Raw genomic sequence first — 23,097 nt, forward strand, 5'->3', positions numbered from 1 at the left:
CGCTTGCGCGGCACGAAGCGCCGCGTCATCCATTGGTGCAACGATGGTCTATACCCCGCCCCCCGAACTCGCCGGAATGAGCCTTGCCGATATCGCCGAGGCTGTGGCCGAGCGCCGTCTGCCGCCGGTCGAACAATGGTCTCCCGACAATGTGGATGACAGCCACATGGTCATTCGCGCCGATGGCACCTGGCTTCATGACGGCAGCCCCATCACCCGCCCCGCCATGGTCCGCGCCTTTTCCGGCCTGCTGAACCGCGAGGAAGATGGCAGCTACTGGCTAGTGGTGCCCTATCAGAAGCTTTCGATAAAGGTGGATGACGCCTGTTTCATTGCCACTGACGTCAGCCGCAAGGACGGCGATCTCGCCTTCCGTCTGAATACGGACGAACTGGTGGTGGCAGGGCCGGACAACCCGATCCGTGCGCAGGGCGATCCTGACAACCCGGCCTTATATGTGCATGTCCGCCGTGGCTGCGAGGCGCGCCTGAACCGCTCCACCTACGAACAGCTGGCGCAGATCGCCTTGGCCGAGAGCGATGACTGGACCGTAACCAGCGGCGGCGATAGTTTTTCCCTCATCCCCGCATGAGCGCCATATTCGAGCGGCTGACTGACCTGTTTACGCAGGGGCACGAGCGTGATGTCGCCGATCTGCTGACCGATGCGACCTTCGCCGATCTCGATCGTACTGCCGATGCCGCTGTGCTGATCGCGGTCACCGAATGCGACAATCCCACTGTCCTGCTCACCCAGCGCCCGCGCACCATGCGCGACCATCCCGGCCAGGTCGCTTTTCCGGGTGGCAAGATCGAGGAAGGCGAAGACGCGGTCGAGGCTGCCTTGCGCGAAGCATGGGAAGAACTCGGCATCGAAGGCGAGAAGGTCCGCGTAATCGGCACCACCGACCGTTATCAGACGGGTACGGGGTTCGACATCACTCCGGTGCTCGCAACCGTGCCAGCCGATCTGGCCATCCGCCCCGACCCGCGCGAGGTCGAAAGCTGGTTCGAGGCACCACTGGCCAAGCTGATGGACCGTTCCGCATGGAGCGAGAACGAAGTATTCTGGAAAGGTTCGATGCGCCGCTATTACGAGATGGACCACGAAGGTTATCGCATCTGGGGTGTCACCGCCGCCATCTGCATCAATCTGTCGCGTCGTCTGGCGTGGTTCGATTAGAGCAACAGCCATAATCCGTTCGCACTGAGCTTGTCGAAGTGCCGCACTTCACTTAGGCGCTGCGCTCGAAGAAAGAGCGGTGCTTCGACAAGCTCAGCACGAACGGAACGAAGGTTGGCCACTTTACCCCAAGCAGACTGGACGAAGCGCGACGATCTGGCGCAGCTTATCGCTGCGCTTGGCGCGGACAATACGCGCTATGTCGGCGGAGCCGTGCGCGACAGCCTGCTGGGCAAGGACATTCACGACATCGATTGCGCAACCCCGCTGCATCCGGCCGAGGTCATCGACCGTTGCAAGGATGCAGGGATACGGACCATCCCCACCGGCATCGACCATGGCACGGTCACAGCGATCCTCCCGCACGGCAATGTCGAGATCACCACGCTGCGCCGCGATGTTTCCACCGATGGCCGCCGCGCCACGGTCGCCTTTGCGACCGAGTGGAAAGAGGATGCTTCACGCCGCGATTTCACCATCAACGCGCTCTATGCCCACCCGGAAACGCTGGAGATCGACGACTATTTCGGCGGTGTGACCGATCTGGAAGCAGGCCGGGTACGCTTCATCGGCGATGCGCGCGAGCGGATCCGGGAAGACCATCTTCGCATCCTGCGTTATTTCCGTTTCCAGACCCGCTTTGGCGATGACTGGGACGATGAAGCTACCGCAGCGTGCGAAGAACTTGCCTCGACGCTGAAGGGCCTGAGCCGCGAGCGGGTTGGCTGGGAATTGCAGAACCTGCTCGCTTTGCCCGATCCTTCGCCAACCGTCTTCAAGATGCGCGAACTCGGCGTGATGCAGCAAGTGCTGCCCGAATGCAGCAAGCGCGAGGCGGAGAACCTTGCTCAGCTCGTAAAGACCGAGCGCGATTATGAGATCAGTCCCGACGCGATGCGCCGGCTGGCCGCGATGCTGCCCCCCGTTCCGCCGGTCGCCGAGGCAGTATCCGCCCGCCTGCGGCTTTCGCGAAGCCAGCGCGAACGGCTCGCCTGCGTCGCGGCACGAGACACGCGCGATATGAAGGGCCCGCTCGCACTTGCCTATTATGAAGGGGTAGACTGCGCACGTGATCGCCTGCTCATTCTTCGTTCCGATCCCAGTATGCTGGACGATTGGGTAGCGCCGCAACTCCCACTCAAGGGCGGCGAGATCGTTGAACGGGGCGTTGCCAAAGGACCGCAGGTCGCGCGTATGCTGCAAACGGTGGAGCGGCGCTGGGTAGATGCAGGATTTCCCGATCGCAAGCACGTCCTTGCCATGCTGGACGAGGTTCTGGCCGCGGAATGATGCAGCGCAAAACCACAGATTACGTCCTTCAAAACACCATCTTCAGCTTCGCTTAAGCTGCGGTGCAGCATAAGGCTTGGTGAAGCGGTTGCCTCTCGGGGACCGGTTTGCCATAGAGCAGGTCGTTTCCTCGGAGGGGGAACTGGCGGCCTTTGACAGAGACTTACAGTCTTCCCGCCGCTCTAACAATTCAGATTTGTCCGCCGGGCGTCCTTTTGCGCGCAGCGGACCCGTAAGTTCAACACGTCCAGGAGATACACATGAAATTCGCGAAGCTGGCCATCGCCTCCGTCGCTCTTGCTGCAACCCCAGCGCTTGCCAACGACCAAGTCGTCAGCGGCGCCACCGTGACCGGCCCCGAAGGCAATGCCGTGGGCACAATCGTTGCAGTCGAAAACGGCACCGCCGTCCTCGACACCGGCAAGCACAAGGTTCCGCTGGCTGTCGACATGTACGGCCAGGGCGAAACCGGCCCAACCATCACCGTGACCCAGGCGCAGCTCAACAGCATGATCGATGCTCAACTGGCCGAAGCGTCTGCCAAGCTCGACGCCGCACTTGTTCCTGGCGCCACCGCCATGGATGCGGAACAGGCTCCGCTCGGAACGATCGTTTCGGTTGAAGGCAATAACGTGGTTGTCGCCCGCGGCGGTGACGAGACCAAGAAGGTCGCCCTGCTGCGCGAACACTTCGCGGCCACCGACAACGGCCTTATCGCCCTGCTGACCAATGCCCAGATCGATGCGGCAATGGCGCAGGCAGCTGCCGCAGCACCGGCTGCCGACGGTGCAGGTCAGTAAACACTAGTCAGAGCTTCTCTGGAGCCACCGAAAAATCCAGAGAAATCCCCGCAAGGGGACTTGGGCCGGAAGCGATCACCGCTTCCGGCCTTTTTTTGTCAGCTGAAGGTATTGTCGCGGGGGAAGCCTTGTGGCGGCAACCGTCCGGCGCCGCCGCGCGCGACCTTCCACTGCCACATCTCGGTTTCTGTCCGGGTGCGGCCTTCCTTGCCGCCCATGGTCCAGCTGAGCCCTTCTTCCATCGTGAACGTAGTGGCATCGGAAAGCCCGCCATCGCGATAGTTCTGCAGCTTGTTGCCCTGCCCGCGCGTCATCTGTGGCAGTTCTTCCAGATTGAACACCACCAGCTTGCGGTTCTCGCCCACCACGGCAACGTGATCGTGCGCCTTGTCGATCGGCCGCGCCACGCGCAGCACCGCCTTGCCGGGCAGGTTCACTACCTGACGGCCTTTGCGGGTTTCGGCCAGCAGATCATCGGTTACGGCGGCAAAGCCCTTGCCCGTGCTTGCCGCCAGCAACAAACGCTTGCCCGCTTCGTGCACGATGACCGAGATGATGTGGGCGGTGGTCTCTATATCCAGCGTATTGCGCACCGGTTCGCCGAAACCGCGCGCGCCGGGCAGCTTATCCGCGCCGAGCGTGAAGAAACGGCCCTGATCGGTGGCGAGCAGCAATTTGTCGGTAGTCTGCGCATGGAAGACGAAAGCCGGGCCGTCGCCTTCCTTGTATTTAAAGTCCTGATCCAGGGGCAGATGCCCCTTGGCACCGCGAATCCAGCCCTTCTGCGACAGGATGATCGTGACCGGTTCTTTCTCGATCATCGCATCCATGCTGAATTCCACCGCCGGGGCAGCTTCTTCGATGGTGGTACGGCGGCGGCCGAGATCGGTATCCTCGCCATATTCCTTGCGCAGCGCATTCAGATCGCGCTTCAGGCGGGTGCGCTGGCGGGCCGGACTGCCGAGCAGCTTTTCCAGCTCGTCCTGCTCTTTCAGCAGCTCGTCCTTCTCGTTCCTGAGCTGCATCTCCTCCAGCTTGCGCAAGCTTCGCAGGCGCATGTTGAGAATGGCTTCGGCCTGCCGGTCGGTCAGGCTGAACTCCGCCATCATCACCGGCTTTGGCTCGTCCTCGGTCCGGATGATCTCGATCACCCGGTCGAGGTTGAGGAAGGCAATGATATAGCCTTCGACCAGCTCAAGACGCCGGGCGATCTGGTCGAGGCGGTGCTGGCTGCGACGTTGCAGAATGTCGATCTGGCTGGCGATCCAGTTGTCGAGCAGTTCCTTTAGCCCCATCACCATCGGCGTGCGGGTCGCATCCAGCACGTTGAGGTTGAGGCCGAACCGCGTCTCCATATCGGTGAGCTTGTAAATGCTCTCCTTCAGCAATTCCGGATCGATATTGCGGCTGCGCGGGATCAGCACGATGCGGATCTGCTCGTCGCTCTCGTCGCGAACATCTTCGAGGATGGGCAGCTTCTTGTCCGAGATCGCCGCCGCGATCTGCTCGATCAGCTTGCCCTTGGCGACCTGATAGGGAATTTCGGAAATGACCAGCTGCCACTGCCCCCCGCCAAGCCGTTCGACACCCGCTTCGCGATCTTCGGCCTTCTCAGCCTCTGCCGCATGGAAGCGGCCGCGCACGCGGAAGGATCCGCGGCCGGTTTCATAGGCATGGCTGATGGTCTGCGCGCTTTCCGGCACGACACCGCCAGTGGCAAAGTCGGGCCCCTTGAAGATTTCCATCAGCCGCGCGTGTTCGACATGCGGATTGTCGATCACTTCCAGCGTCGCATCCACGATCTCGGCGACGTTGTGGCTCGGGATGTTGGTGGCCATGCCGACCGCGATCCCGCTTGCCCCGTTGGCCAGCAAATTGGGGAAGAGGCCCGGCATGATCTCCGGCTCTTCTTCCTCGTTATTGTAGGTCGGGATGAAATCGACCGTACCGGCGTCCAGCCCTTCCATCAGACGCATCGCCGTCTTCGTTAGGCGCGCTTCTGTATAACGATAGGCGGCGGCGTTATCGCCATCGATATTGCCGAAATTGCCCTGCCCTTCGACCAGCGGATAACGCAGCGCGAAGTCCTGCGCGAGGCGCACCATTGCATCGTAAGCGGCCGTATCGCCATGCGGGTGATATTTACCGATCACCTCGCCCACGACGCGGGCCGATTTCTTGAACCCGCTGGCCGGATCGAGTTTCAGCTGCCGCATGGTCCATAGCAGGCGCCGATGGACCGGCTTCAACCCGTCGCGCAGGTCCGGCAGCGAACGCGCCGTAATCGTCGACAGAGCATAGACGAGATAGCGTTCGGACAGCGCGGAATCGAAGGGCGCGTCGACAATAGCGTCGAACGGATCAGCGCCGGAATCGTCAAGGTTGGTAGTGGCCATGAAGCCTGCCCTATCAGAGCCACGGCTCACCTGTCACCGCGGAACGGCACGTCATCCCCACACGTTGCATGGGTAACACGAAATCGAAGGAATACACCCATGACCAAGCACGTAATGATCCTCGCCACTGACGGCTTCGAACAATCGGAATTGATGAAGCCTAAGGCCAACCTCGAAAACGCCGGTTTCAAAACGACCGTTGTCAGTCTCGAAAAGGGCGAAATCAAGGGCTGGGACCAGAAGGACTGGGGCGAAAGCGTTGCTGTAGAGAAGACGGTCGATGAAATCGCCGACTGTTCGGGCTACGACGCGCTTCTCCTTCCCGGTGGTCAAATGAACCCCGACATCCTTCGCATGAATGATCGTGCCGTCGCGATTGTCCGCGAATTCGGAATGGCAAACAAGCCCGTTGCAGCAATCTGCCATGCGCCATGGCTTCTTGCAGAAGCCGACCTTGTGAAAGGCAAGACTGTAACAAGCTGGCCTTCCATCCGCACCGATCTCAAGAACGCGGGCGCAAATGTCGTCGATCAGGAAGTTGCTGAAGATGGCAATTTAATTACCAGCCGTAATCCCGACGATATTCCTGCATTCAGCAAGGCATTGATTGAAAAGCTAGGCGCCACTGCTGATAAGAGCGCGATGGAAGCCGCCTAACTGATTTGAAATCACTCGGAACCCCGCTGTCGCTGACGGCGGGGTTTCGTATTGCGTGGGACCCATTTCAATCGCAATTCATTAGAGCGGCATGGGGAATTCATTCAATCGCACGATAAAAAGCCTGTTTCTGTTGATATTGGCATGCTTCGCCATGCCCCTTGCGGCTCAAGCCAGTCGGGAAGTCGCTTCGGGTTCGGAAGCCTATGTTTACGAAATCGAGCGCCTCCAGAATGCAACTCCGCCCGGAGAAACCCCTCTCGATCTCGATACGCCCCTGGGGCTACTCGAAAGCTTCATGGCTGCTGGCGAGCGTGAAGAATGGTCGAAGGCTGCCGCGGCTCTTGACCTGGCCAATGTCGAAGGCAGTTCTCGCGAACCGGAGGTGCTAGCAGCTGAGCTCTATGATTTGCTGAATCGATCGCTTGTAGTTGACTGGGGCAGCCTGCCCGATCGCCCTGATGCAGTCGATACAAAGACAACTTCCAAGGATCCCATGGCCGGCGTCCCTCGCCGAAGCCTGACATTAGGAGTGCTTGAACTCTCGAATCGAACCGTGCCGATCCGTATCTCTCGCGTTCTTGCGCCCGGAACCGAGCCTGTCTGGGTTTTCAGCCGGCAAACCGTCGAGAACGTCCCCGCGCTCTACGATATTTACGGCCCAACGAATTTCGAGAAGTCACTGCCTAATTCGCTCCGCAAACAGGCTTTCTGGACGCTGGCATGGTGGGAGGTCATCGCCTTGCCGCTCATCCTCCTGGCGGCAGCGCTTGCGGCTGCGCTGACCTATCTCGCTATCGATCGCCTCCGGAAAAGGCACGACGAGGAATCGAAGTTCCACAGCGTCCTGCAGGCGATCCATCTACCTGCCACTTTGCTCGCCTTTGCAGGTACGTTCGCGATAGTCAGGGCTACCTTCTTCAGGCTTTCGGGGCCGGTCAAGGATCTGCTCGACCCCCTTCAGCTCATCCTGATTATCCTCGCAATCATTGGCATCGCGCTATCGGTAATCGAGGCGCTGTTCGATCTAGCTACATCACGGCGGACGAAGGAACTCGAAGCGCCGGACAATAACGAAGATCGCAATTTCTACACCAAGATGAGCGCCATTCGGCGTATCGTTACCGTTCTAATACTTCTTGCCGGGATCGGCTTCCTGCTGGTCGCGAGCAATCTGTCGAATACTCTCGGGTTTTCCATTATTGCTTCAGCGGGTGTTCTTGGCATCGTACTGGCCTTCGCCGCGCGGAAAGTTCTGGGCGACATCATGGCGAGCGTACAGATCGCTTTCGCTCAGACCGCCCGGATCGGCGATGCCATCTTTTTCGATGGACAATGGTGCTTCGTCGAAAAGATTGGTTTTACCCATTTGCGTCTGCGGACATGGGACGAACGCCGCGTTATTGCCCCTGTCAGCGACTTTACCAGCAACAGTTTCGAGAACTGGACCAAGCAGGATGCCTCTCTGATGATGCATGTCGAGCTTGAACTGGATAACCGGGCTGACGTCGAAAAACTGCGCGGTCCATTCCGCGAATTCATCGAAAACGATGAAGATGTGGTCGATCCAGAAGATGCGGAATGTCAGGTTGTTTCGCAAAACGCAAAAGCCATGGTGGTGCGTTTCATGGCACGATCATCCGATCCCAAGTGCGGTTGGGACATGCATTGTCGCCTGCGCGAGCATATGCTTGCGGCCGCTTCCCGGCTGGATGCAGCTTCCGGCAACGAACCTGTCCCCGCCTTTATCCCCAGAGAACGTGAAGTCCGCATGGATGCGACAGAAGATTAAGCTCTCTGCTTATTTCAGTGATCCTGACGCCCCTTTTACCGGGACATATCGTGGCTCTCGACGGGAATGGATACGGTCAAACCTTCTAGATCAGGGGTTAGGACGATCTGGCAGGACAATCGGCTCGTCCGGCGAACACCGGCGGCCAAGTCGAGCATGTCCTCCTCTTCCTCGCTAGCTTCGGGAATCCGGTCGAACCATTGGCTGTCGACGACCACATGGCAGGTCGAGCATGCCATCTGCCCTTCGCACGTTCCCTCAAGCGGCATTCCGGCAGCCTGGGCGACGCGGAGAAGCGTATTGCCCTCTTGACATTCGGCAACGACGCGATTGCCTTCGCTGGTGATGAAATAAACCTTCATAGTGAACCTTGCGCCTTTGCAGCTTCGTTGATGGTCCGGCCCGCTTCTTCAATTTCCTCAAGCGTCGTGTAGCGGCCGAACCCCAGCCGGATCGAACATTTCGCCAGTTTCTGAGGCAAGCCGATCGCCTCCAGCACATGGCTGGTCCGGCCCGATCCGCTGGCACAGGCCGAACCGGCAGAGAACATGACATTGCGGCACTCGCTCATCAGCCGGTTCACATCCAGCCCGCCGCCATTGGGGCCGCGCGGACGGATGTTGAGATTACCGTGATAGCGCGCCTCGGCGCTGCCGTTCAGATCCCAGTCCTCGAATATCTGCGCGGCGCGTTGCCAGAGCTTCTGCACATGTTCGGCATCCTGCTCCATCCGGTCTTTCGCCTCTGCGGCCGCCGCGCCCATTCCCGCGATCAGGGCCGGGGAAAGCGTGCCCGACCGCAGGCCGAATTCCTGCCCGCCGCCGGTCTGCACTTCTGCAAGCTCCACCCCGTTGCGCACCCACAGCGCGCCCACGCCTTTGGGGCCGTGGAACTTGTGCGCGCTGATCGCGATCATATCGGCGCCGGTCACTTCGATCTTGCCATAGGCCTGCACCGCATCGCAGAAATACAAGGCGTTGTTTTCCTTGGCCTTGCGATGCCATTCGACCGTGGGCTGGATCGTCCCGATTTCGTTATTGACCTGCATCAGGCACACGAGCCGCGTGTCCTGCGGCAAATCCTGCTTGGTATTGCACTGCCCGTTCTTGGCAACGTTGAGGACGTGGCAGGTGCCTGCGTCGCGCGCCGTGTCCAGCACCGCGGCATGTTCGATGGCCGACACCGAAACCGTCCCGCCCGTACCGCTGCCGCGAATGGCCAGATTGATGGCTTCGGTTGCCCCGCTGGTGAAGATCACCCTGCCCCCGCCGGGAAACAGCGCGGCGACCTGATCGCGGGCGAACTCGATCGCTGCCTTCGCCTGACGGCCCATCTTGTGCGGCGAATGCGGATTGCCGAAGCCAGTTCCGCCCGGCCCGTCGAGCCAGCGCAGCATGGCATCGCGCGCTTCGGGGGCGAGCGGGGTGGTGGCTTGGTAATCGAGGTAAATCATCGGTGCGCAAACGTCCCTATCCGTTCGCCCTGAGCTTGTCGGAACCGCAGGTGGGCAAACGCCCTACGGCCGTACTTACTGCGGGTGCCGCGCCAGTCAAAAAGAACAGCGGTGCTTCGACAGGGTCAGCACGAACGGACACTACTGTTTCGCCAATTCAAGCCACACCGCGCAGAACCGTTCCACCTCTTGGCGCGAGGTACTCCAGCCGAAGCTGGCGCGGATTGTGCGGTCGGCGATTTCGGGTTCGACCTGCATGCCCTGCAGCACGTGGCTGGTCTTCATCGTGCCGGACGAACAGGCAGAGCCCTGGCTGACCGCGATCCCTGCCATGTCGAACCGCATGACCTGCGCACTGCCGCTCATCCCGGGCATTGCAATCGCGCGGACGAAGGGCGTGGGGTTGGAAAGCCGGTCGGAAAGCCAGGTGCCGCCCACCTCGCGGCATTTCTGTGCCAGCGCGCCGAGCGGTTCGAGAACGGCCGCATCGATATAGGGTTCGCCGCAAGCCTCCAGCGCCGCCGCCATGCCCAGCGCGCCGGGCATATTCTCAGTCCCGCGCCGATAGCCGCGTTCCTGCCCACCGGCGGGATCAAGCATGGCGAAATCCCTCACCAGCAGCGCACCGACACCGATCGGGCCGCCGAACTTGTGCGCTGACACGATCGCCATCTCGCAGTCCGGCAGCACAAGCTTTCCGGCGGACTGCGCGCAATCGGCCAGCAGCATGCCGCCGGCACCGCGCACGATATCGGCAATGGCCGCCATATCCTGCCGATTGCCGGTTTCCGAATTAATCTGCTGCACCGCTACCAGCGGGCGTTCGCGCTGCACCGCTTCGGCCAGCAATTCCAGATCGAGCGCGCCATCCGTCTGCACGAACAGCCGTTCGGCATCCGGCGCGGCCTTCAGCACGGCATCATGTTCGATCGCCGAAACCAGCCGCGCCCCGGCCTTGGCATGGTTCAGCGCCAGCGCCGCCGCCTCGCTCGCGCCGCTGGTGAAGATCACTTCCCCCTCCCAGCCAAGCGCGCGCTTCACCCGCTCGCGCGCATCCTCCAGCGCGGCGCGGGCCTTGCGGCCTTCGGCGTGCGGACTGCTGGGATTGGCCCAGCGGGCGAAGCCTTCTTCCATCGCCGCCCGCGCTTCGGGGCGCAGCGGAGTGGTTGCGGCATGGTCGAGATAGATGCGGTTATTGACGGGACATGCTCGAATTTATTGCGATTTCGGTGGTAAACACTATATAGCCCGCGACCCCGCGCAAAGCCCTTCCCGGGATCAGCGCCCCGAAAATTTCTGCCGAGGTACTTTCACCTTCATGCCTACCGTGATTTTTCCCGGCCCCGAAGGCCGCCTAGAAGGCCGCTTCTCTCCTGCCCCCCGGCCCCGCGCCCCCGTGGCGATGATCCTTCATCCGCATCCGCAGGGCGGCGGCACGATGAACGAACAGATCACGCAGCGTCTGTACAAGACCTTCGTGAATCGCGGTTTTGCCACCCTGCGCTTCAATTTCCGCGGTGTCGGCCGCAGCCAGGGCAGCTTCGACAACGGCGTGGGCGAATTGTCCGATGCGGCGTCCGCGCTCGACTGGGTCCAGCAAATTCATCCCGAAGCGCAGGTAACCTGGATTGCAGGCGTCAGCTTCGGCTCTCTGATCGGCATGCAGCTGCTGATGCGTCGGCCGGAAATTCGTGGCTGGCTGTCGATCGGCGCGCCGGCCAGCATGTATGATTTCTCTTTCCTCGCGCCCTGCCCCGCTTCGGGTATCTTCATCCACGGTGCGCAGGATACCGTCGTCCAGCCGAATGCAGTGACCAAGCTGGTCGAAAAGCTGCGCACGCAGAAGCACATCACCGTGCATCACGAAGAAATCCCGCGCGCCAATCACTTCTTCGAGAACGAGCAGGAAGAACTGATGAAGTCGGTCGACAATTATCTCGACTTCCGCCTGGATCCGTCCTGCCCCATCACCTGACGGTTCAGGCATTTCTGATGTAATCAAAAAGGGGCCCTGCGGGGCCCTTTTTATTGCCGCCACACCTGCCGCAGTGATGCAATCCATCAAACCCTTGCCATATGCTCGTAATGTTGTAACATTGCCGAGTCATGGGTTGCAATGGAAGAGGAGGCATCAAATGGCATATGTCGATCAGAAGCAGGGACCATCGCCGGCCGGGCTGGCCGGTGCCATCGTTACACAGGCCGCGATCGGTGCCCTGGTGATTGCGGGGCTGTCGGTGGCCACAGGGGTCGCCGAACCTGAAAAGATCATCGATACCTTCGATCTCCCCAAGGTTGTCCCTCCCTTGCCCGAACCGGAGCCGCTGCCGGAACCGGAAACGACCGCCGAGCCAAAGGTTGAGGCAGACCCGCCGGTCACGGTGCCGAATCCCAAGCTTGAACTCAGCGATGACAAATCGCAGTCTAAAACGACGACCACGATCCCGGATCTTCCACGGTCGCCCGTGCCGATTCCCGTGCCGGAATCGCTACCCGTACCCGCCCCTCCGGCGCCGGTGGCCACTTTCGATCCCGTCAGTGCCAAGCCGCGCAATGATCCGGGCCGATGGCTGGGAGATCGCGATTACAAATCGAGCTGGGCCCGGCGCGAGCTGACCGGCGTCGCCAAATTCCAGTTGGACATCTCGAAGGCCGGGGCCGTGACCGGCTGCCGTATCCTGGGCTCGACCGGGCATTCCGAACTGGACCAGGCGACCTGCTCGCTGGTTACCAAGCGTGCGAAATTCGAGCCTGCCCGCGGTTCGAATGGCGAACCTGTCGCTGGAAAGTTCGTCTCATCGGTGAGGTGGCAATTGCCCCGGTAATCCGCCGCTTCAAGTGAGATTTAGCGCGAGCCTCGTTCGACCTTGTCGAGCGGGGCTTCGCCGTCTGTGGTGGGCACCGTCCAGATCGCCACATTGATCAGCGCGATGAAGGCCAGTACCACCATGAGGGCGGCGTTCTTCGCATTGCCCGTCCGCCGCCACAGGAAGAATGCGCCTGCCAGCAAGGCAATGGCGGCAAGCACGACGATCGAAAGCACGAGATCCAGCATGCCGCCTGCCTAGCGGGCGCGGTGCGATTCGCGCAATCCATCGGAACGCGCACGTCGGCCTGCCGTTGATCGGGCAAGCATGCGGCATTTCGCCGCGAGCCGTATTACGGAGCATATTCGAATGGGCATTTTCAGCAGCATCAAGGACGCTATTTTCGGGAGGGAAGCAAAAGCCAAGACGCCTCCGGTCCAGACCAAGACAGGGAATGCGTGGGCCGATGCGCCTGTCACCCAGCCCCAGGCAACCCCGGTTGTCGATGTTGAAAACAGCCTCGATTCCATGCCGGGTGCCGATCGCCTGAACTGGCGGACCTCAATCGTCGATCTGATGAAGTTAATCGGGGTCGATTCCTCTTACGAAAACCGCAAGGCCCTTGCTCAGGAACTGGGCCGCCCGGAATACTCTGGCAGTGCCGAAGACAATGTCTGGCTGCACAAACGCACCATGCGCGAATTGTCCGCCAATGGTGGCAAGGTCCCGGCGGAATTTCTCGATTGATTTGACTTGGTTATGAGAGGGGCGCACATGCTCCTCGCATGACCACACCGACATTTAATGCCACCCGCCGCCAACTTCTTGCAGGTCTTGGCGCGTCGACTGCTCTTACCCTCGGCGGATGCGCCACCCTCCCCAGGGGAGCTAGCTCCCAGTCGGTAGACCAACTGCTTGAAAGCGTCGCTTACAATTTACTTCAGCATGAACCTGAGCGCGCCACTGGACTTGGCGTCGACACGGGCGAACATGCGGCGCTCAGAAGCAAACTGGAAGATCAGTCGCCCGCCGGACAGCGAGCCTATGCCGCTACGCTCAAGCAAGATCTAGCGCGCGTTAGTGCATTCCCGCGCGATGGTCTTGATAGCACCAGCATAACCAATCTGGAGGTCGTACAAAGCGCCTATCAACTAGCCTTGGATGGCTTTGCCCTGCCTTATGGTGACACACCAGTCGGCAACTGGCGTACGGCCCCTTATGTCGTAATTCAGAATGTCGGTGAATATATCGGCTTACCCCGCTTCATGCAGTCGACACACATGGTCGAAAGCATGGCAGATGCAGACGCCTATGTTGAGCGCCTCCAGCAGGCTCCCGCCACTTTCGACGGTGAACTGGCGCGGATACAATCGGCACGTCGTATGGGCGTGGTTCCGCCGGATTTTCTGCTCGACAAGACCATCCGGCAGATGGAACAGACCATCGAGAGTGCAGGCAAGGGAGAGCTTTTTGCTGCTGACCTGCGCGCGAAACTTGTGGCCAAAGGCCTCCCCGAAACTCGGGCTGACCAGGCACTTGCGCTTGAACAGGGCCCAATCGCGGAAGCCCTCGGCCGCCAACTTGCGGAACTCAAGGCCGAACGCGCTGTCGCAACCTCGGCCCCAGGCATTTCCGCTCGCCCCTATGGCGATGAATTTTATGCCTGGGCATTACGCAACAGCACGACCACCATTTTAAGCCCTGATGAAGTCCACCAGCAGGGACTTGAAGAACTCGAAGCCCTTCATGCGCGCATGGACCCGATATTGCGTAAGATCGGCTACACCGACGGCAGCGTCGGTGCTCGCATGAGCGCGCTGGCCGAAGACCCACGCTATCAATTCGCTGACGGCGATGCTGGCCGAGAGCAGATCATGGAATTCATCGAAGAGCGCGTTGACTGGATTCGCGCCCAGATGCCCCGCGCATTCAACACTCTGGTCGATCCCAATCTCGAAGTCATGCGCATTCCGGTAGCCGAAGAGGCTGGCGCCCCAGGCGCTTACGGGGGTGCAGGGAGCAAGGACGGTACAATTCCAGGGCGTTTCTGGATCAACCTGCGCACCACCGATCTGCACCGCAAATACGACCTTGCTGATCTTACCTATCACGAGACTATTCCCGGTCATGTCTGGGAAGGCGAATATTCCAACCGCTTACCGCTCATTCGTTCGGTACTGGCCTTCAACCCGTTCAGCGAAGGCTGGGCTCTCTACGGCGAACAGCTTGCGGATGAGTTGGGAGCCTATGACGGTTTCGAGGTGGGGCAGCTTGGCTACCTGCAGTCCCTCGCCTTCCGCGCCTGCCGCATGGTCGTGGATACAGGCCTCCACTCCAAGGGGTGGAGCCGGGAGCAGGGCCGCCAGTTTTTCATCGAGCGCAACGGTTCGAAACCGGAGGAAGTGCAAAGCGAAGTGGACCGATATTGCAGTTGGCCGGGCCAGGCGACCGGCTACAAACTCGGCCACAGCCGTATCGTTGCCCAGCGGGAACGGGCGCAGGCGGCCTTGGGCAGCGCTTACGATTTCAAAGCCTTTAATGATGCCGTCGTCTTGGGCGGCAATGCACCAATGGATGTAATGGAGCACAATATCGGAAAATATATCTCTCAAGCACAGAGCTGATTACTCTTTAAGTTTTTTCCGGACTTGATAAATCCGGAAGAAACAACGGGGGTTGAACGTGCGGGGTAAGCTCTTTCTTCTGGCGACGCTTTTTATCTTTGCGTCACCGGTGCAGGCCAAATGGCATCGCGCCAGTAGCGAACATTTCGTTATCTATGCCGATGACAGCGAAGATGATGTCCGGGAGTTTGCGGAGAACCTAGAAAAATACCACGCCGCAATGGAAGTGGTGACGGGAAGAGAGGTAGATACACCTAGCCCCTCGAACCGCGTCACCATTTTCGCTGTGGGAAGCCAGCGTGATATTCGCAAGCTTGCAGGTTCCGACGACAACAATGTTGCAGGTTTCTATATGCCACGCGCCGGGGCTTCACGCGCATTCGTCCAGGATATTCGAAACAAGAGCGGGTATCCGGATTTCTCTACCGTAGTTTTGCTCCACGAGTATGCCCATCACTTCCTTATTTCTTCATCGCGATATGCGATGCCGCGGTGGCTGAGCGAAGGAGCCGCAGAATTCTTAGCGTCGGCTAGTTTCGGTCGCGACGGCTCCGTCCAAATCGGGCGGCCCGCGATGCATCGGGCCGGAGAACTCGCTTATGCAGACGATGTTTCGGTCGAAGAACTCCTCGATCCAGACCTATATGAAAAACGACGGGGAAACCGGCAGGATGCTTTTTACGGCATGAGTTGGGCTCTCTATCATTATCTGTCTTTCGAAGAATCACGTCGAGGCCAACTGACACAGTATTGGCAACTAATCAGGGAGGGACAATCATCGATCGACGCCGCCGAGAACGCTTTCGGCGATATTAAAGAGCTCGACCGCGAGATTTCCCGATATCTCCGAAAAAGCAGGATGTTTAGCTACAACCTCAAGCCTGACATGATTTCTTATGGGCCCATCTCGATCGAGGAGTTGCCCGAAGGCGAAGCAGAAATGATGGAAGTGCGCATGAGATCGCAGCGGGGCGTCAATCGCGAACAAGCGCTGGAACTCGTCAGCGAAGCGCGAGACGTAGCTGAGAGATATCCCGCCGATCCAGGAGTCCTTGCCGCACTTGCCGAGGCTGAATTCGACGCGGGGAATGATGACGCAGCGATAGCCGCTGCCAATGCCGCGATTGCCATCGATCCATCGCGTCCCAATGCCTATGTCCAGAAGGGGTTCGCTTTATTTCGAAAAGCTGCGGAGGCCGATGATGGAGAGGCCGGCTACAGAGAAGCCATGAGGCCTTTCTCGGCACTCAATAAAATCGAGAATGATCACCCGCTTCCTCTTATCTTCTATTATCGCAGCTTTGTGGCTCGCGGCCCCCCCCAACCGAACAGGCCAGGGCAGCACTCGAACGAGCTTCGGAGCTATCGCCTTTCGATCAAAGTCTCGCGGTCAATGCCGGGATAATGCTTGCTGGCGAGGGAAAGATCGCGCTGGCGCGCCAGACCTTAATGCCCGTAGCTTCAAGCCCCCATATCGGATCACTCGGTGAATTAGCACGCGATACACTGGAGGCGCTAAAGAGCGCAGAAGAAGGCGTCGCGTGGACCCCGACGAACTCGACTACCTTCGAATCCACTCTCATGAATGACGAAGAGGCTGTGGCCCCGAGCAGTTGAAGTTTACCGAACCTCACTTTCGGTTTCGACCAGACTGATCTCGAACAGCGTTGGCCAGAGTTTGCCCGTTACAAACAGTCTGCGGTTCGCCGGATCCCAGGCGATGCCGTTCAAGACAGCGTCGCCCTCTGAATTAGGTATAGCCTGCACGACTGACCGAAGATCGATGAGCTTCCTCACCACGCCATCAGCAGGATCGATAGCGACGATGAACGGTGACATCCAAACATTGGCAAACACCAGACCATCGATCATCTCCAACTCATTAAGCCGCCTCAGCGGGCGTCCATTGAGCGTGACCTCTACACTTCTACGCACTGCATAGGTTTCGGGATCGAGTATACGCAAAAGAGCGCTGCCGTCGGAATGGATCAGGCCTTCAGGAGAGGATGTAAGGCCCCAGCCTTCCAGCGGATAGTCCGAATACGTGGAAACATGTTCAAGTGTATCGGCATTCCAGCGGTGGATCGCGCCGTTACGCCAAGTAAGACTGACAAACTCGTTCTTCCACAGAGCCAAGCCTTCACCGAATTGTTCGCTCGGGATCGCGCTTTCGGCAAGCGCCTTACCTGTGGCGAGATCGACCCTGCGCACGACCGACCGACCTTCCTGCCCCGTACTTTCGAACAAAGCGCCATCGTGCCACACTAGTCCCTGTGTGAACGCTTGTTCGTCATGCGGATAACGAGCGACTATATCGGCAGTGTAGACAGTCGGCCCAGAATATGGTGCCTCCGCGAGACTCGTCGATGGCTCCTGTGCCGTAGCCGCAGAAGGCACTGCGAGCGCAAACAGCAGAGAAGGTAGTGTCTTGCGAAACAGCATCGAGGGAAGATGTGCCTTTTTAAATCTTGCCGCAAGCTGAAGCTAGCAAGACGAGTTGGCGTCGGGGGCAGAAACCACCTTCTATGCGCGATGCCGAAATTAAAACCCCCGGTCCACACCTAAGTATGGCCGGGGGTCTCCTCTCCAACTGTGTGCCCGCAAGCAGGCTATCAGGTCAGGCGGCTGCAGGGGCCGCGTCGCGCACACCTTGGTCGACGTGGGCGGCAAACGGTTCGAAATTATCTACAAACAGGTGAACCAGCTTCGTCGCTGTGCGATCGTATTCTTCCTTGTCGTCCCAAGTGGAACGCGGGTCAAGGATTTCGCTATCGACGCCGGGCACGCTCACTGGAACTTCAAACCCGAAATTAGGATCCTTGCGGAACTCCGCGTCATTAAGCGAACCGTCGAGAGCGGCATTGAGGAGCGCACGGGTCGCCTTGATCGGCATCCGGCTTCCAGTTCCGTATTTCCCGCCAGTCCAGCCGGTATTGACCAGCCAACATTGGGCCCCGCCTTCTGCAATGCGTTTTTTCAGCAGGTTTCCGTACACACTTGGGTGGCGCGGCATGAAAGGTGCCCCAAAGCAGGTCGAGAAAGTCGCCTCTGGCTCGGTGACTCCGATTTCCGTCCCGGCGACCTTGGCAGTGTAGCCGGACAGAAAATGATACATTGCCTGATCCGGCGTCAGACGCGCAATCGGGGGCAGAACCCCAAAAGCATCTGCGGTAAGCATGATAACATTACTCGGGGGCGGCCCCATGTTCTTGTCGGACGTATTCGGGATCGACGAGAGCGGATAGGCACCGCGCGTATTCTCCGCGAGGCTGTTGTCGTCGAGATCAATTTCGCCGTTCTCGTCCATCACCACGTTTTCGAGAACAGTGCCTTCCATCTTGGTAGTGGCATAAATTTCCGGTTCGGCTTCCGGGTTCAGACGGATCATCTTGGCGTAACAACCGCCCTCGAAATTGAAGACCGCCGTGTCGGACCAGCCATGTTCGTCATCACCGATCAGCGTTCGGCTAGCATCTGCGGACAGTGTGGTTTTACCGGTGCCAGATAGGCCGAAGAACACCGCGCTCTTGCCGTCGGGACCAATATTCGCCGAGCAATGCATAGGCATCACGCCCTTGGGCGGCAAAAGGTAGTTGAGAACACCGAAAACGCTCTTCTTCATCTCACCGGCATATTTGGTACCGCCAATAAGGATCAGTTTCTCTTCGAGATTCACTGCAATCACGGTCTCGCTGCGGCAGCCGTGACGTTCCGGATCGGCAGTGAAGCTGGGGAGATCGATGATCGTATATTCCGGCGTGAAGCTGGCAAGTTCCTGTGCCGTCGGGCGGACCAGCAAGGTCCGGATGAACTGGTTATGCCACGCAAGTTCGTTGATGACGCGCACATTCACTCGGTATTCCGGTTGCGAGCCGCCAAAGAGGTCCGCCACGAAAAGATCGCTCTTCTCGGCAACCGCTTTCATGAAGTCTTTCTTCAGCGCCGCAAAATGTTCGGGCTTCATCGATGCATTATTGTCCCACCACACCGTGTCCTCTGTTTCGGCGTTGCGGACGATAAACTTGTCCTTGGCGCTGCGCCCCGTGTGTTTCCCCGTCTCCACTACCAGCGGCCCATGCTTGGCACGGCGCCCCTCGCCCCGCTCGAGCGCGGAGGCAGCCAATTGCTCCGAGGTCAGGTTGGGGTGGATGTTGGCGGCGGTCTCGATGCCCTGCGCGGCAAGCGAGTGGGAAAGCTCGGTGGTCACTGAATTCTCCGGCGCAAAAGAGGCGGTAACGTAACGGGACTCGTCGGCGCATACGAATGCGCCGCTCTTGCCGCTGCCATTACGCGCCGATCATGCGAACGTCAAATCGCATCCGATAGAATTCGCTGGCGATTGAATGGAGCGCGTTGTCTTGCCCCTGCAACTGCGTTAACCGCTGCAATTATGCAAAATGGAGCCGGACAGGGTACGCCCCCTCAGGAAGACGATCGCACGGTCATCGCGCTGGTCGACGACGATCGCAATATTCTCACCACCGTATCGATCGCGCTACAGGCGGAAGGATTCGCAACCCGCGTATACTCGGACGGTGAGGCTGCGCTCTCCGCATTGCTGGGAAATCCGCCAGACCTTGCCATTTTCGATATCAAGATGCCCAAGATGGACGGAATGGAACTGCTTCGGCGACTGCGTGAGCAATCTCCCCTGCCGGTGATTTTCCTCACCAGCAAGGATGACGAGCAGGATGAAGAGGCCGGCCTTCAGATGGGCGCGGACGACTATATCGCCAAACCGTTCAGTCTGCGCCTTTTGCTTGCCCGTATCCGCACTATCCTGCGGCGTTCCGACGCCCGGCGGCCTATGCCTGTCGACCCGGGTGAAGAGCCCGCGGAAATCATTGAGCGCGGCCGGCTGCGGATGGATCCTGCGCGCCATCACGTAACTTGGGACGAGAAACCCGTCTCGCTCACCGTGACGGAATTTCTGTTGCTCGAGGCGCTCGCCGCGCATCCAGGTGTAATAAAGAGCCGCAATCAATTGATGGATGCTGCCTATCCAGACGACGTCTTTGTCGATGATCGCACGGTAGACAGCCATATCAAGCGCATGCGCCGCAAGTTTCGCAGCGTTGATGACGAATTCTCCGCCATCGAAACTTTATACGGCGCGGGCTATAGCTTCAGCGATGGCTGAACGGAAAAGCGTCCTTCGGGGCGATCCAAGGCTGGACAAGCTGCGCTGGTCGCGGCGATTGACGCTCACCAGCCGTATTCTATTTGTGAATGTATTGCCGCTCGTCCTGCTGGGCGGTGGTGTCCTTTATCTTGACAGTTACCGAACCCAACTCCTCGACGAGCGGTTCAAACTGGCATTGGTCGAGGCCCAAATCACGGCTGAGGCTCTCGCGGGCGCTACACCACAGCGTCAAGAAGCCCTGCTGATCCAGATCGGTAAAGAGCAGAGGCTCCGCATCAGGGTCTATGGGCCTGAAGGCAATCTGGAATCCGACAGCTTCCAGCTCGCGCCCCCAAGCTTCGAGCTTCCCGACCCGGCGGATGTAGACCAGACCGATTTTGCTCTGCGCACGGATCGTTGGTTCGATCGCGTGGTTGGCGCCCCCGCCCTGCCCGACTATCGCGAACCCGCCTCCGACAGCGTTGAAGCATGGCCAGAACTGGTTCGTGCCCGCGAGGAAAGCCTGACGCAGATCGTGTTGCGCGATGCGCCAGATGGCACCCATGTCATCAACGCCGCAGCGCCAGTTGGGCTCGATGGCGATACCTTGCTGATTACGCGCAACCCTGTCGATATCACACAGAGCGTCCGCGAAGCGCGCACCACGGTAGCCATGATCGTGTTGCTGTTCCTGCTCGTTTCAACTTTGCTGAGTTTCTTTCTCGCACAAACAATCGTGCGGCCTTTGCGCGAACTGGTGCAGGCCGCCGTGCGCGTGCGCCAAGGTCGTGATCGCCAAGTAGAGGTTCCCCGCCTCCCCGACCGGCGGGACGAGATCGGCATGCTGGCCAGGGCCGTATCAGATATGACCGCCGCCCTGCGACACCGGATAGACGCGGTTGAAAGTTTTGCTGCCGACGTGGCGCACGAAATTAAGAACCCGCTAGCGAGCCTTCGCAGCGCAACCGAATCGCTGGGAAAGGTCGAGGATCCCGAACTGCGGCGCCAACTGCTCGATATTGCGGTACATGACGTACGCCGCATCGACCGGCTGGTAACGGAGATTTCAGATGCTAGCCGTATAGATGCTGAAATGTCGCGTACGGAATTCGAGCGGGTGGACATGGCGGAATTGCTGCGCAATGTTGCCGCCAGCCGTGAAGAGCGCGGCGAAAACGAGGGGCGCATAGTCAACGTGTCCGCCGCCGAAAGCGGACTGGTCGTCAACGGCGTCGGGATTCGGCTGGAACGCATCATGGAGAATTTGCTCGACAACGCCGTTTCATTCTCGCCTGTGGGTGGCTCTATTGACGCAAGCCTAAACCGGCGCGAAGGGCGCGTTATCCTAACAGTGTGCGACGAAGGCCCGGGCATCCCGGAGGAGAAGCGAGAAAAAGTGTTCCAACGTTTTCATTCGGATCGCCCTGAAAGCGAGGATTTCGGCAACCATTCCGGGCTTGGTCTCGCGATCGGTCGGACAATTGCCGAAGCGCACGAGGGAACACTTCATGTTGAGAACCGCGCCGATGCCAAGAACGGCGCATGCTTCGTCCTGAACCTCCCGGCCTTGGCCAAATGAAGACTAAACTCCCTAACGTTACGGCCGTCTCTATCGATGGTCGTGGGCTGCTGATTGCGGGTGAGCCGGGCGCCGGTAAATCCTCGCTGGCTCTTGCCCTGATTGATCGCGGCGCCACGCTGATCGGTGACGATGGACTCATCATCGATGATGAAGACGGCTTTCCCCTCGCCTGCCCGCCAAAGACTACACGCGGTCTACTGGAAGTTCGCAATGTCGGACTGGTTGAATTTACGCCAAGCGAGGCACCCGTTTCGCTGGTGCTGCAGCTTACTACCCTTGCTCCGCGCTACCCTATGGAACTCGCCACCACTAATCTCGGTGGAACAGCGGTTCCGGTCCTCCTGTTTCGCCCCGGCGATGCGACGCAGGCTTTGCGTGCGGAATTCGCGCTCGGCAAGCACGGGCTCCCGCTGCCAGAAACTCTCAACTCTTTCGACGAAGTCGAGCAGTGAACAAGACCGGCGCGACCCAGCAAATCCTTCTGGTCACCGGAATGTCGGGTGCGGGGAAATCGACTGCACTTCAGGTCCTGGAGGATCTCGGTTGGGAAACGCTGGATAATTTCCCCCTGCGGCTCTTAGCAAACCTGCTCGATACCTATGGTGAATCGCAGATGCCCATCGCCATAGGTCTCGATTCCAGGACCCGCGGTTTTGCTCCGCAAGACATCATCCGCGAATGCGAGGGACTGGGAGCACGAGATGGGGTCAATCTGACGACGCTCTTCATCGACAGTTCCGATGGAGAACTACAGCGCCGCTATAATGAAACCCGGCGCCCTCACCCAATGGCTCGTGAACGGCAGGTTGCGGAAGGCATTAGGGACGAACGGAGCCTCCTCGAACCGTTGCGAAATTGGGCCGAAGTCCTAATCGATACGAGCGAATATTCGACCAACCAACTCCAGCAGGTCATCCGTGAACGCTTCGGCGAGAAAGATGTTCAGGGGATGACGATTACGGTGACAAGCTTCGGCTTCGCCCGGGGTATGCCGCCACTTGCTGATCTGCTGTTCGACATGCGGTTTCTCGACAACCCTCACTGGATCGGCGAATTGCGAGACCTGACTGGCCTCGACAAACCGGTGGCCGACCACATCCGCAGCGATCCCGCATTCGACCCTGCGTTTGCCAGCATCTGCAATACACTACTCGAACTGCTCCCGCGGTATGCAGCACAGGATCGGAGCTATTTGAACATCGGCTTCGGCTGTACCGGAGGGAGACACCGTTCAGTATTCAGTGCGGAAGCCGCCGCGCAAGTCTTGCGTGAGGCCGGATTTTCGCCCACGGTTGTGCATCGCAACCTGGAAAGCCGGCCCGCCGATCCGTTCGAGCGCAGCTAGCCCAAGCAATGGTTAATACGCAAAGTCTACAATTTCGATACACGAAA

22 protein-coding genes are annotated in these 23,097 nt (G+C 59.4%); 15 read left to right on the forward strand and 7 right to left on the reverse strand.

Features of this window, described 5'->3' with window-relative positions; all coding sequences use genetic code 11:
- Nucleotides 1–43: 43 nt before the first annotated feature.
- The 4 genes from ACYQ0G_RS12025 (at nucleotide 44) to ACYQ0G_RS12040 (ending at nucleotide 3,272) form a co-directional block, all read left to right on the forward strand.
- Nucleotides 44–592: a DUF1285 domain-containing protein gene (locus ACYQ0G_RS12025; protein WP_460102953.1), complete on the forward strand. Its 549-nt coding sequence runs from the start codon at nucleotides 44–46 to the stop codon at nucleotides 590–592.
- Nucleotides 589–1,182, forward strand: a complete 594-nt coding sequence (locus ACYQ0G_RS12030) for a CoA pyrophosphatase (protein ID WP_460102956.1) — start codon at nucleotides 589–591, stop codon at nucleotides 1,180–1,182. The genes ACYQ0G_RS12025 and ACYQ0G_RS12030 overlap by 4 nt, the downstream gene beginning before the upstream one ends.
- Nucleotides 1,183–1,296: 114 nt before the next feature.
- Nucleotides 1,297–2,472 carry a CCA tRNA nucleotidyltransferase gene (locus ACYQ0G_RS12035; RefSeq protein ID WP_460102957.1) on the forward strand — a complete coding sequence of 392 codons (1,176 nt, stop codon included), beginning with the start codon at nucleotides 1,297–1,299 and terminating at the stop codon, nucleotides 2,470–2,472.
- 260 nt (nucleotides 2,473–2,732) lie between these two features.
- Entirely contained in the window at nucleotides 2,733–3,272 is a 540-nt protein-coding gene (locus ACYQ0G_RS12040) for a hypothetical protein (RefSeq protein WP_460102959.1), read from the forward strand.
- 98 nt (nucleotides 3,273–3,370) lie between these two features.
- Here the strand turns inward: ACYQ0G_RS12040 and parC are convergent, their stop codons facing one another.
- Nucleotides 3,371–5,668, reverse strand: coding sequence for a DNA topoisomerase IV subunit A (gene parC, locus ACYQ0G_RS12045; RefSeq protein ID WP_460102961.1), 2,298 nt, complete (start codon nucleotides 5,666–5,668; stop codon nucleotides 3,371–3,373).
- A gap of 99 nt (nucleotides 5,669–5,767) precedes the next feature.
- Here parC and ACYQ0G_RS12050 point away from each other — a divergent pair, with 99 nt between their 5' ends.
- The gene (locus ACYQ0G_RS12050; protein ID WP_460102963.1) at nucleotides 5,768–6,325 is read left to right on the forward strand and encodes a type 1 glutamine amidotransferase domain-containing protein; all 558 of its coding nucleotides are present in this window, start codon (nucleotides 5,768–5,770) and stop codon (nucleotides 6,323–6,325) included.
- Nucleotides 6,326–6,479: 154 nt separating this feature from the next.
- The gene (locus ACYQ0G_RS12055) at nucleotides 6,480–8,117 is read left to right on the forward strand and encodes a mechanosensitive ion channel family protein (RefSeq protein ID WP_460102965.1); all 1,638 of its coding nucleotides are present in this window, start codon (nucleotides 6,480–6,482) and stop codon (nucleotides 8,115–8,117) included.
- Between the two features lie 35 nt (nucleotides 8,118–8,152).
- Here ACYQ0G_RS12055 and ACYQ0G_RS12060 read toward each other — a convergent pair whose 3' ends face one another.
- The 3 genes from ACYQ0G_RS12060 to ACYQ0G_RS12070 all read right to left on the reverse strand — a co-directional run bounded on the left by ACYQ0G_RS12060 (nucleotide 8,153) and on the right by ACYQ0G_RS12070 (nucleotide 10,758).
- Complete coding sequence (locus tag ACYQ0G_RS12060; RefSeq protein WP_460102967.1) at nucleotides 8,153–8,479, reverse strand: 2Fe-2S iron-sulfur cluster-binding protein; 327 nt, start codon at nucleotides 8,477–8,479, stop codon at nucleotides 8,153–8,155.
- Complete coding sequence (locus ACYQ0G_RS12065; RefSeq protein WP_460102969.1) at nucleotides 8,476–9,570, reverse strand: cysteine desulfurase family protein; 1,095 nt, start codon at nucleotides 9,568–9,570, stop codon at nucleotides 8,476–8,478. The genes ACYQ0G_RS12060 and ACYQ0G_RS12065 overlap by 4 nt, the downstream gene beginning before the upstream one ends.
- 141 nt (nucleotides 9,571–9,711) lie before the next feature.
- A complete protein-coding gene (locus tag ACYQ0G_RS12070) occupies nucleotides 9,712–10,758 on the reverse strand; it encodes a cysteine desulfurase family protein (protein WP_460103361.1) in 1,047 nt (348 codons plus the stop codon).
- A gap of 130 nt (nucleotides 10,759–10,888) precedes the next feature.
- Between ACYQ0G_RS12070 and ACYQ0G_RS12075 the strand changes: the two genes are divergently transcribed.
- Nucleotides 10,889–11,545, forward strand: coding sequence for an alpha/beta hydrolase (locus tag ACYQ0G_RS12075; RefSeq protein ID WP_460102970.1), 657 nt, complete (start codon nucleotides 10,889–10,891; stop codon nucleotides 11,543–11,545).
- Nucleotides 11,546–11,705: 160 nt separating this feature from the next.
- The gene (locus ACYQ0G_RS12080) at nucleotides 11,706–12,395 is read left to right on the forward strand and encodes an energy transducer TonB (RefSeq protein WP_460102972.1); all 690 of its coding nucleotides are present in this window, start codon (nucleotides 11,706–11,708) and stop codon (nucleotides 12,393–12,395) included.
- Between the two features lie 20 nt (nucleotides 12,396–12,415).
- Here ACYQ0G_RS12080 and ACYQ0G_RS12085 read toward each other — a convergent pair whose 3' ends face one another.
- The gene (locus ACYQ0G_RS12085; protein WP_460102974.1) at nucleotides 12,416–12,625 is read right to left on the reverse strand and encodes a hypothetical protein; all 210 of its coding nucleotides are present in this window, start codon (nucleotides 12,623–12,625) and stop codon (nucleotides 12,416–12,418) included.
- A gap of 121 nt (nucleotides 12,626–12,746) precedes the next feature.
- Here ACYQ0G_RS12085 and ACYQ0G_RS12090 point away from each other — a divergent pair, with 121 nt between their 5' ends.
- From ACYQ0G_RS12090 to ACYQ0G_RS12100, 3 genes are read left to right on the forward strand one after another with little or no spacing between them, the layout of a single operon-like run.
- On the forward strand, nucleotides 12,747–13,124 hold the full coding sequence (locus ACYQ0G_RS12090; protein ID WP_460102976.1) for a DUF3597 domain-containing protein: 378 nt from the start codon (nucleotides 12,747–12,749) through the stop codon (nucleotides 13,122–13,124).
- 38 nt (nucleotides 13,125–13,162) lie between these two features.
- On the forward strand, nucleotides 13,163–15,001 hold the full coding sequence (locus tag ACYQ0G_RS12095; RefSeq protein WP_460102978.1) for a DUF885 domain-containing protein: 1,839 nt from the start codon (nucleotides 13,163–13,165) through the stop codon (nucleotides 14,999–15,001).
- 58 nt (nucleotides 15,002–15,059) lie between these two features.
- The gene (locus ACYQ0G_RS12100; protein WP_460102979.1) at nucleotides 15,060–16,406 is read left to right on the forward strand and encodes a DUF1570 domain-containing protein; all 1,347 of its coding nucleotides are present in this window, start codon (nucleotides 15,060–15,062) and stop codon (nucleotides 16,404–16,406) included.
- Nucleotides 16,407–16,621: 215 nt separating this feature from the next.
- Here ACYQ0G_RS12100 and ACYQ0G_RS12105 read toward each other — a convergent pair whose 3' ends face one another.
- Both ACYQ0G_RS12105 and ACYQ0G_RS12110 read right to left on the reverse strand, forming a co-directional pair.
- The gene (locus ACYQ0G_RS12105; RefSeq protein WP_460102981.1) at nucleotides 16,622–17,443 is read right to left on the reverse strand and encodes a glutaminyl-peptide cyclotransferase; all 822 of its coding nucleotides are present in this window, start codon (nucleotides 17,441–17,443) and stop codon (nucleotides 16,622–16,624) included.
- A 175-nt stretch (nucleotides 17,444–17,618) separates the two neighbouring features.
- Nucleotides 17,619–19,208 (reverse strand): phosphoenolpyruvate carboxykinase, encoded by a 1,590-nt coding sequence (locus tag ACYQ0G_RS12110; protein ID WP_460102983.1) that lies wholly within the window; start codon nucleotides 19,206–19,208, stop codon nucleotides 17,619–17,621.
- A gap of 183 nt (nucleotides 19,209–19,391) precedes the next feature.
- Here ACYQ0G_RS12110 and ACYQ0G_RS12115 point away from each other — a divergent pair, with 183 nt between their 5' ends.
- The 4 genes from ACYQ0G_RS12115 to rapZ are packed head-to-tail and all read left to right on the forward strand — an operon-like array spanning nucleotide 19,392 to nucleotide 23,050.
- Nucleotides 19,392–20,141, forward strand: a complete 750-nt coding sequence (locus ACYQ0G_RS12115) for a response regulator (protein ID WP_460102986.1) — start codon at nucleotides 19,392–19,394, stop codon at nucleotides 20,139–20,141.
- The gene (locus ACYQ0G_RS12120) at nucleotides 20,134–21,702 is read left to right on the forward strand and encodes a sensor histidine kinase (protein ID WP_460102988.1); all 1,569 of its coding nucleotides are present in this window, start codon (nucleotides 20,134–20,136) and stop codon (nucleotides 21,700–21,702) included. The genes ACYQ0G_RS12115 and ACYQ0G_RS12120 overlap by 8 nt, the downstream gene beginning before the upstream one ends.
- On the forward strand, nucleotides 21,699–22,157 hold the full coding sequence (locus tag ACYQ0G_RS12125) for an HPr kinase/phosphorylase (RefSeq protein ID WP_460102990.1): 459 nt from the start codon (nucleotides 21,699–21,701) through the stop codon (nucleotides 22,155–22,157). The genes ACYQ0G_RS12120 and ACYQ0G_RS12125 overlap by 4 nt, the downstream gene beginning before the upstream one ends.
- Nucleotides 22,154–23,050: an RNase adapter RapZ gene (rapZ, locus tag ACYQ0G_RS12130; RefSeq protein ID WP_460102992.1), complete on the forward strand. Its 897-nt coding sequence runs from the start codon at nucleotides 22,154–22,156 to the stop codon at nucleotides 23,048–23,050. Before ACYQ0G_RS12125 ends, rapZ begins: the two co-directional genes overlap by 4 nt.
- Nucleotides 23,051–23,097: the final 47 nt, after the last annotated feature.

This window comes from Qipengyuania triglochinis (assembly GCF_054655615.1).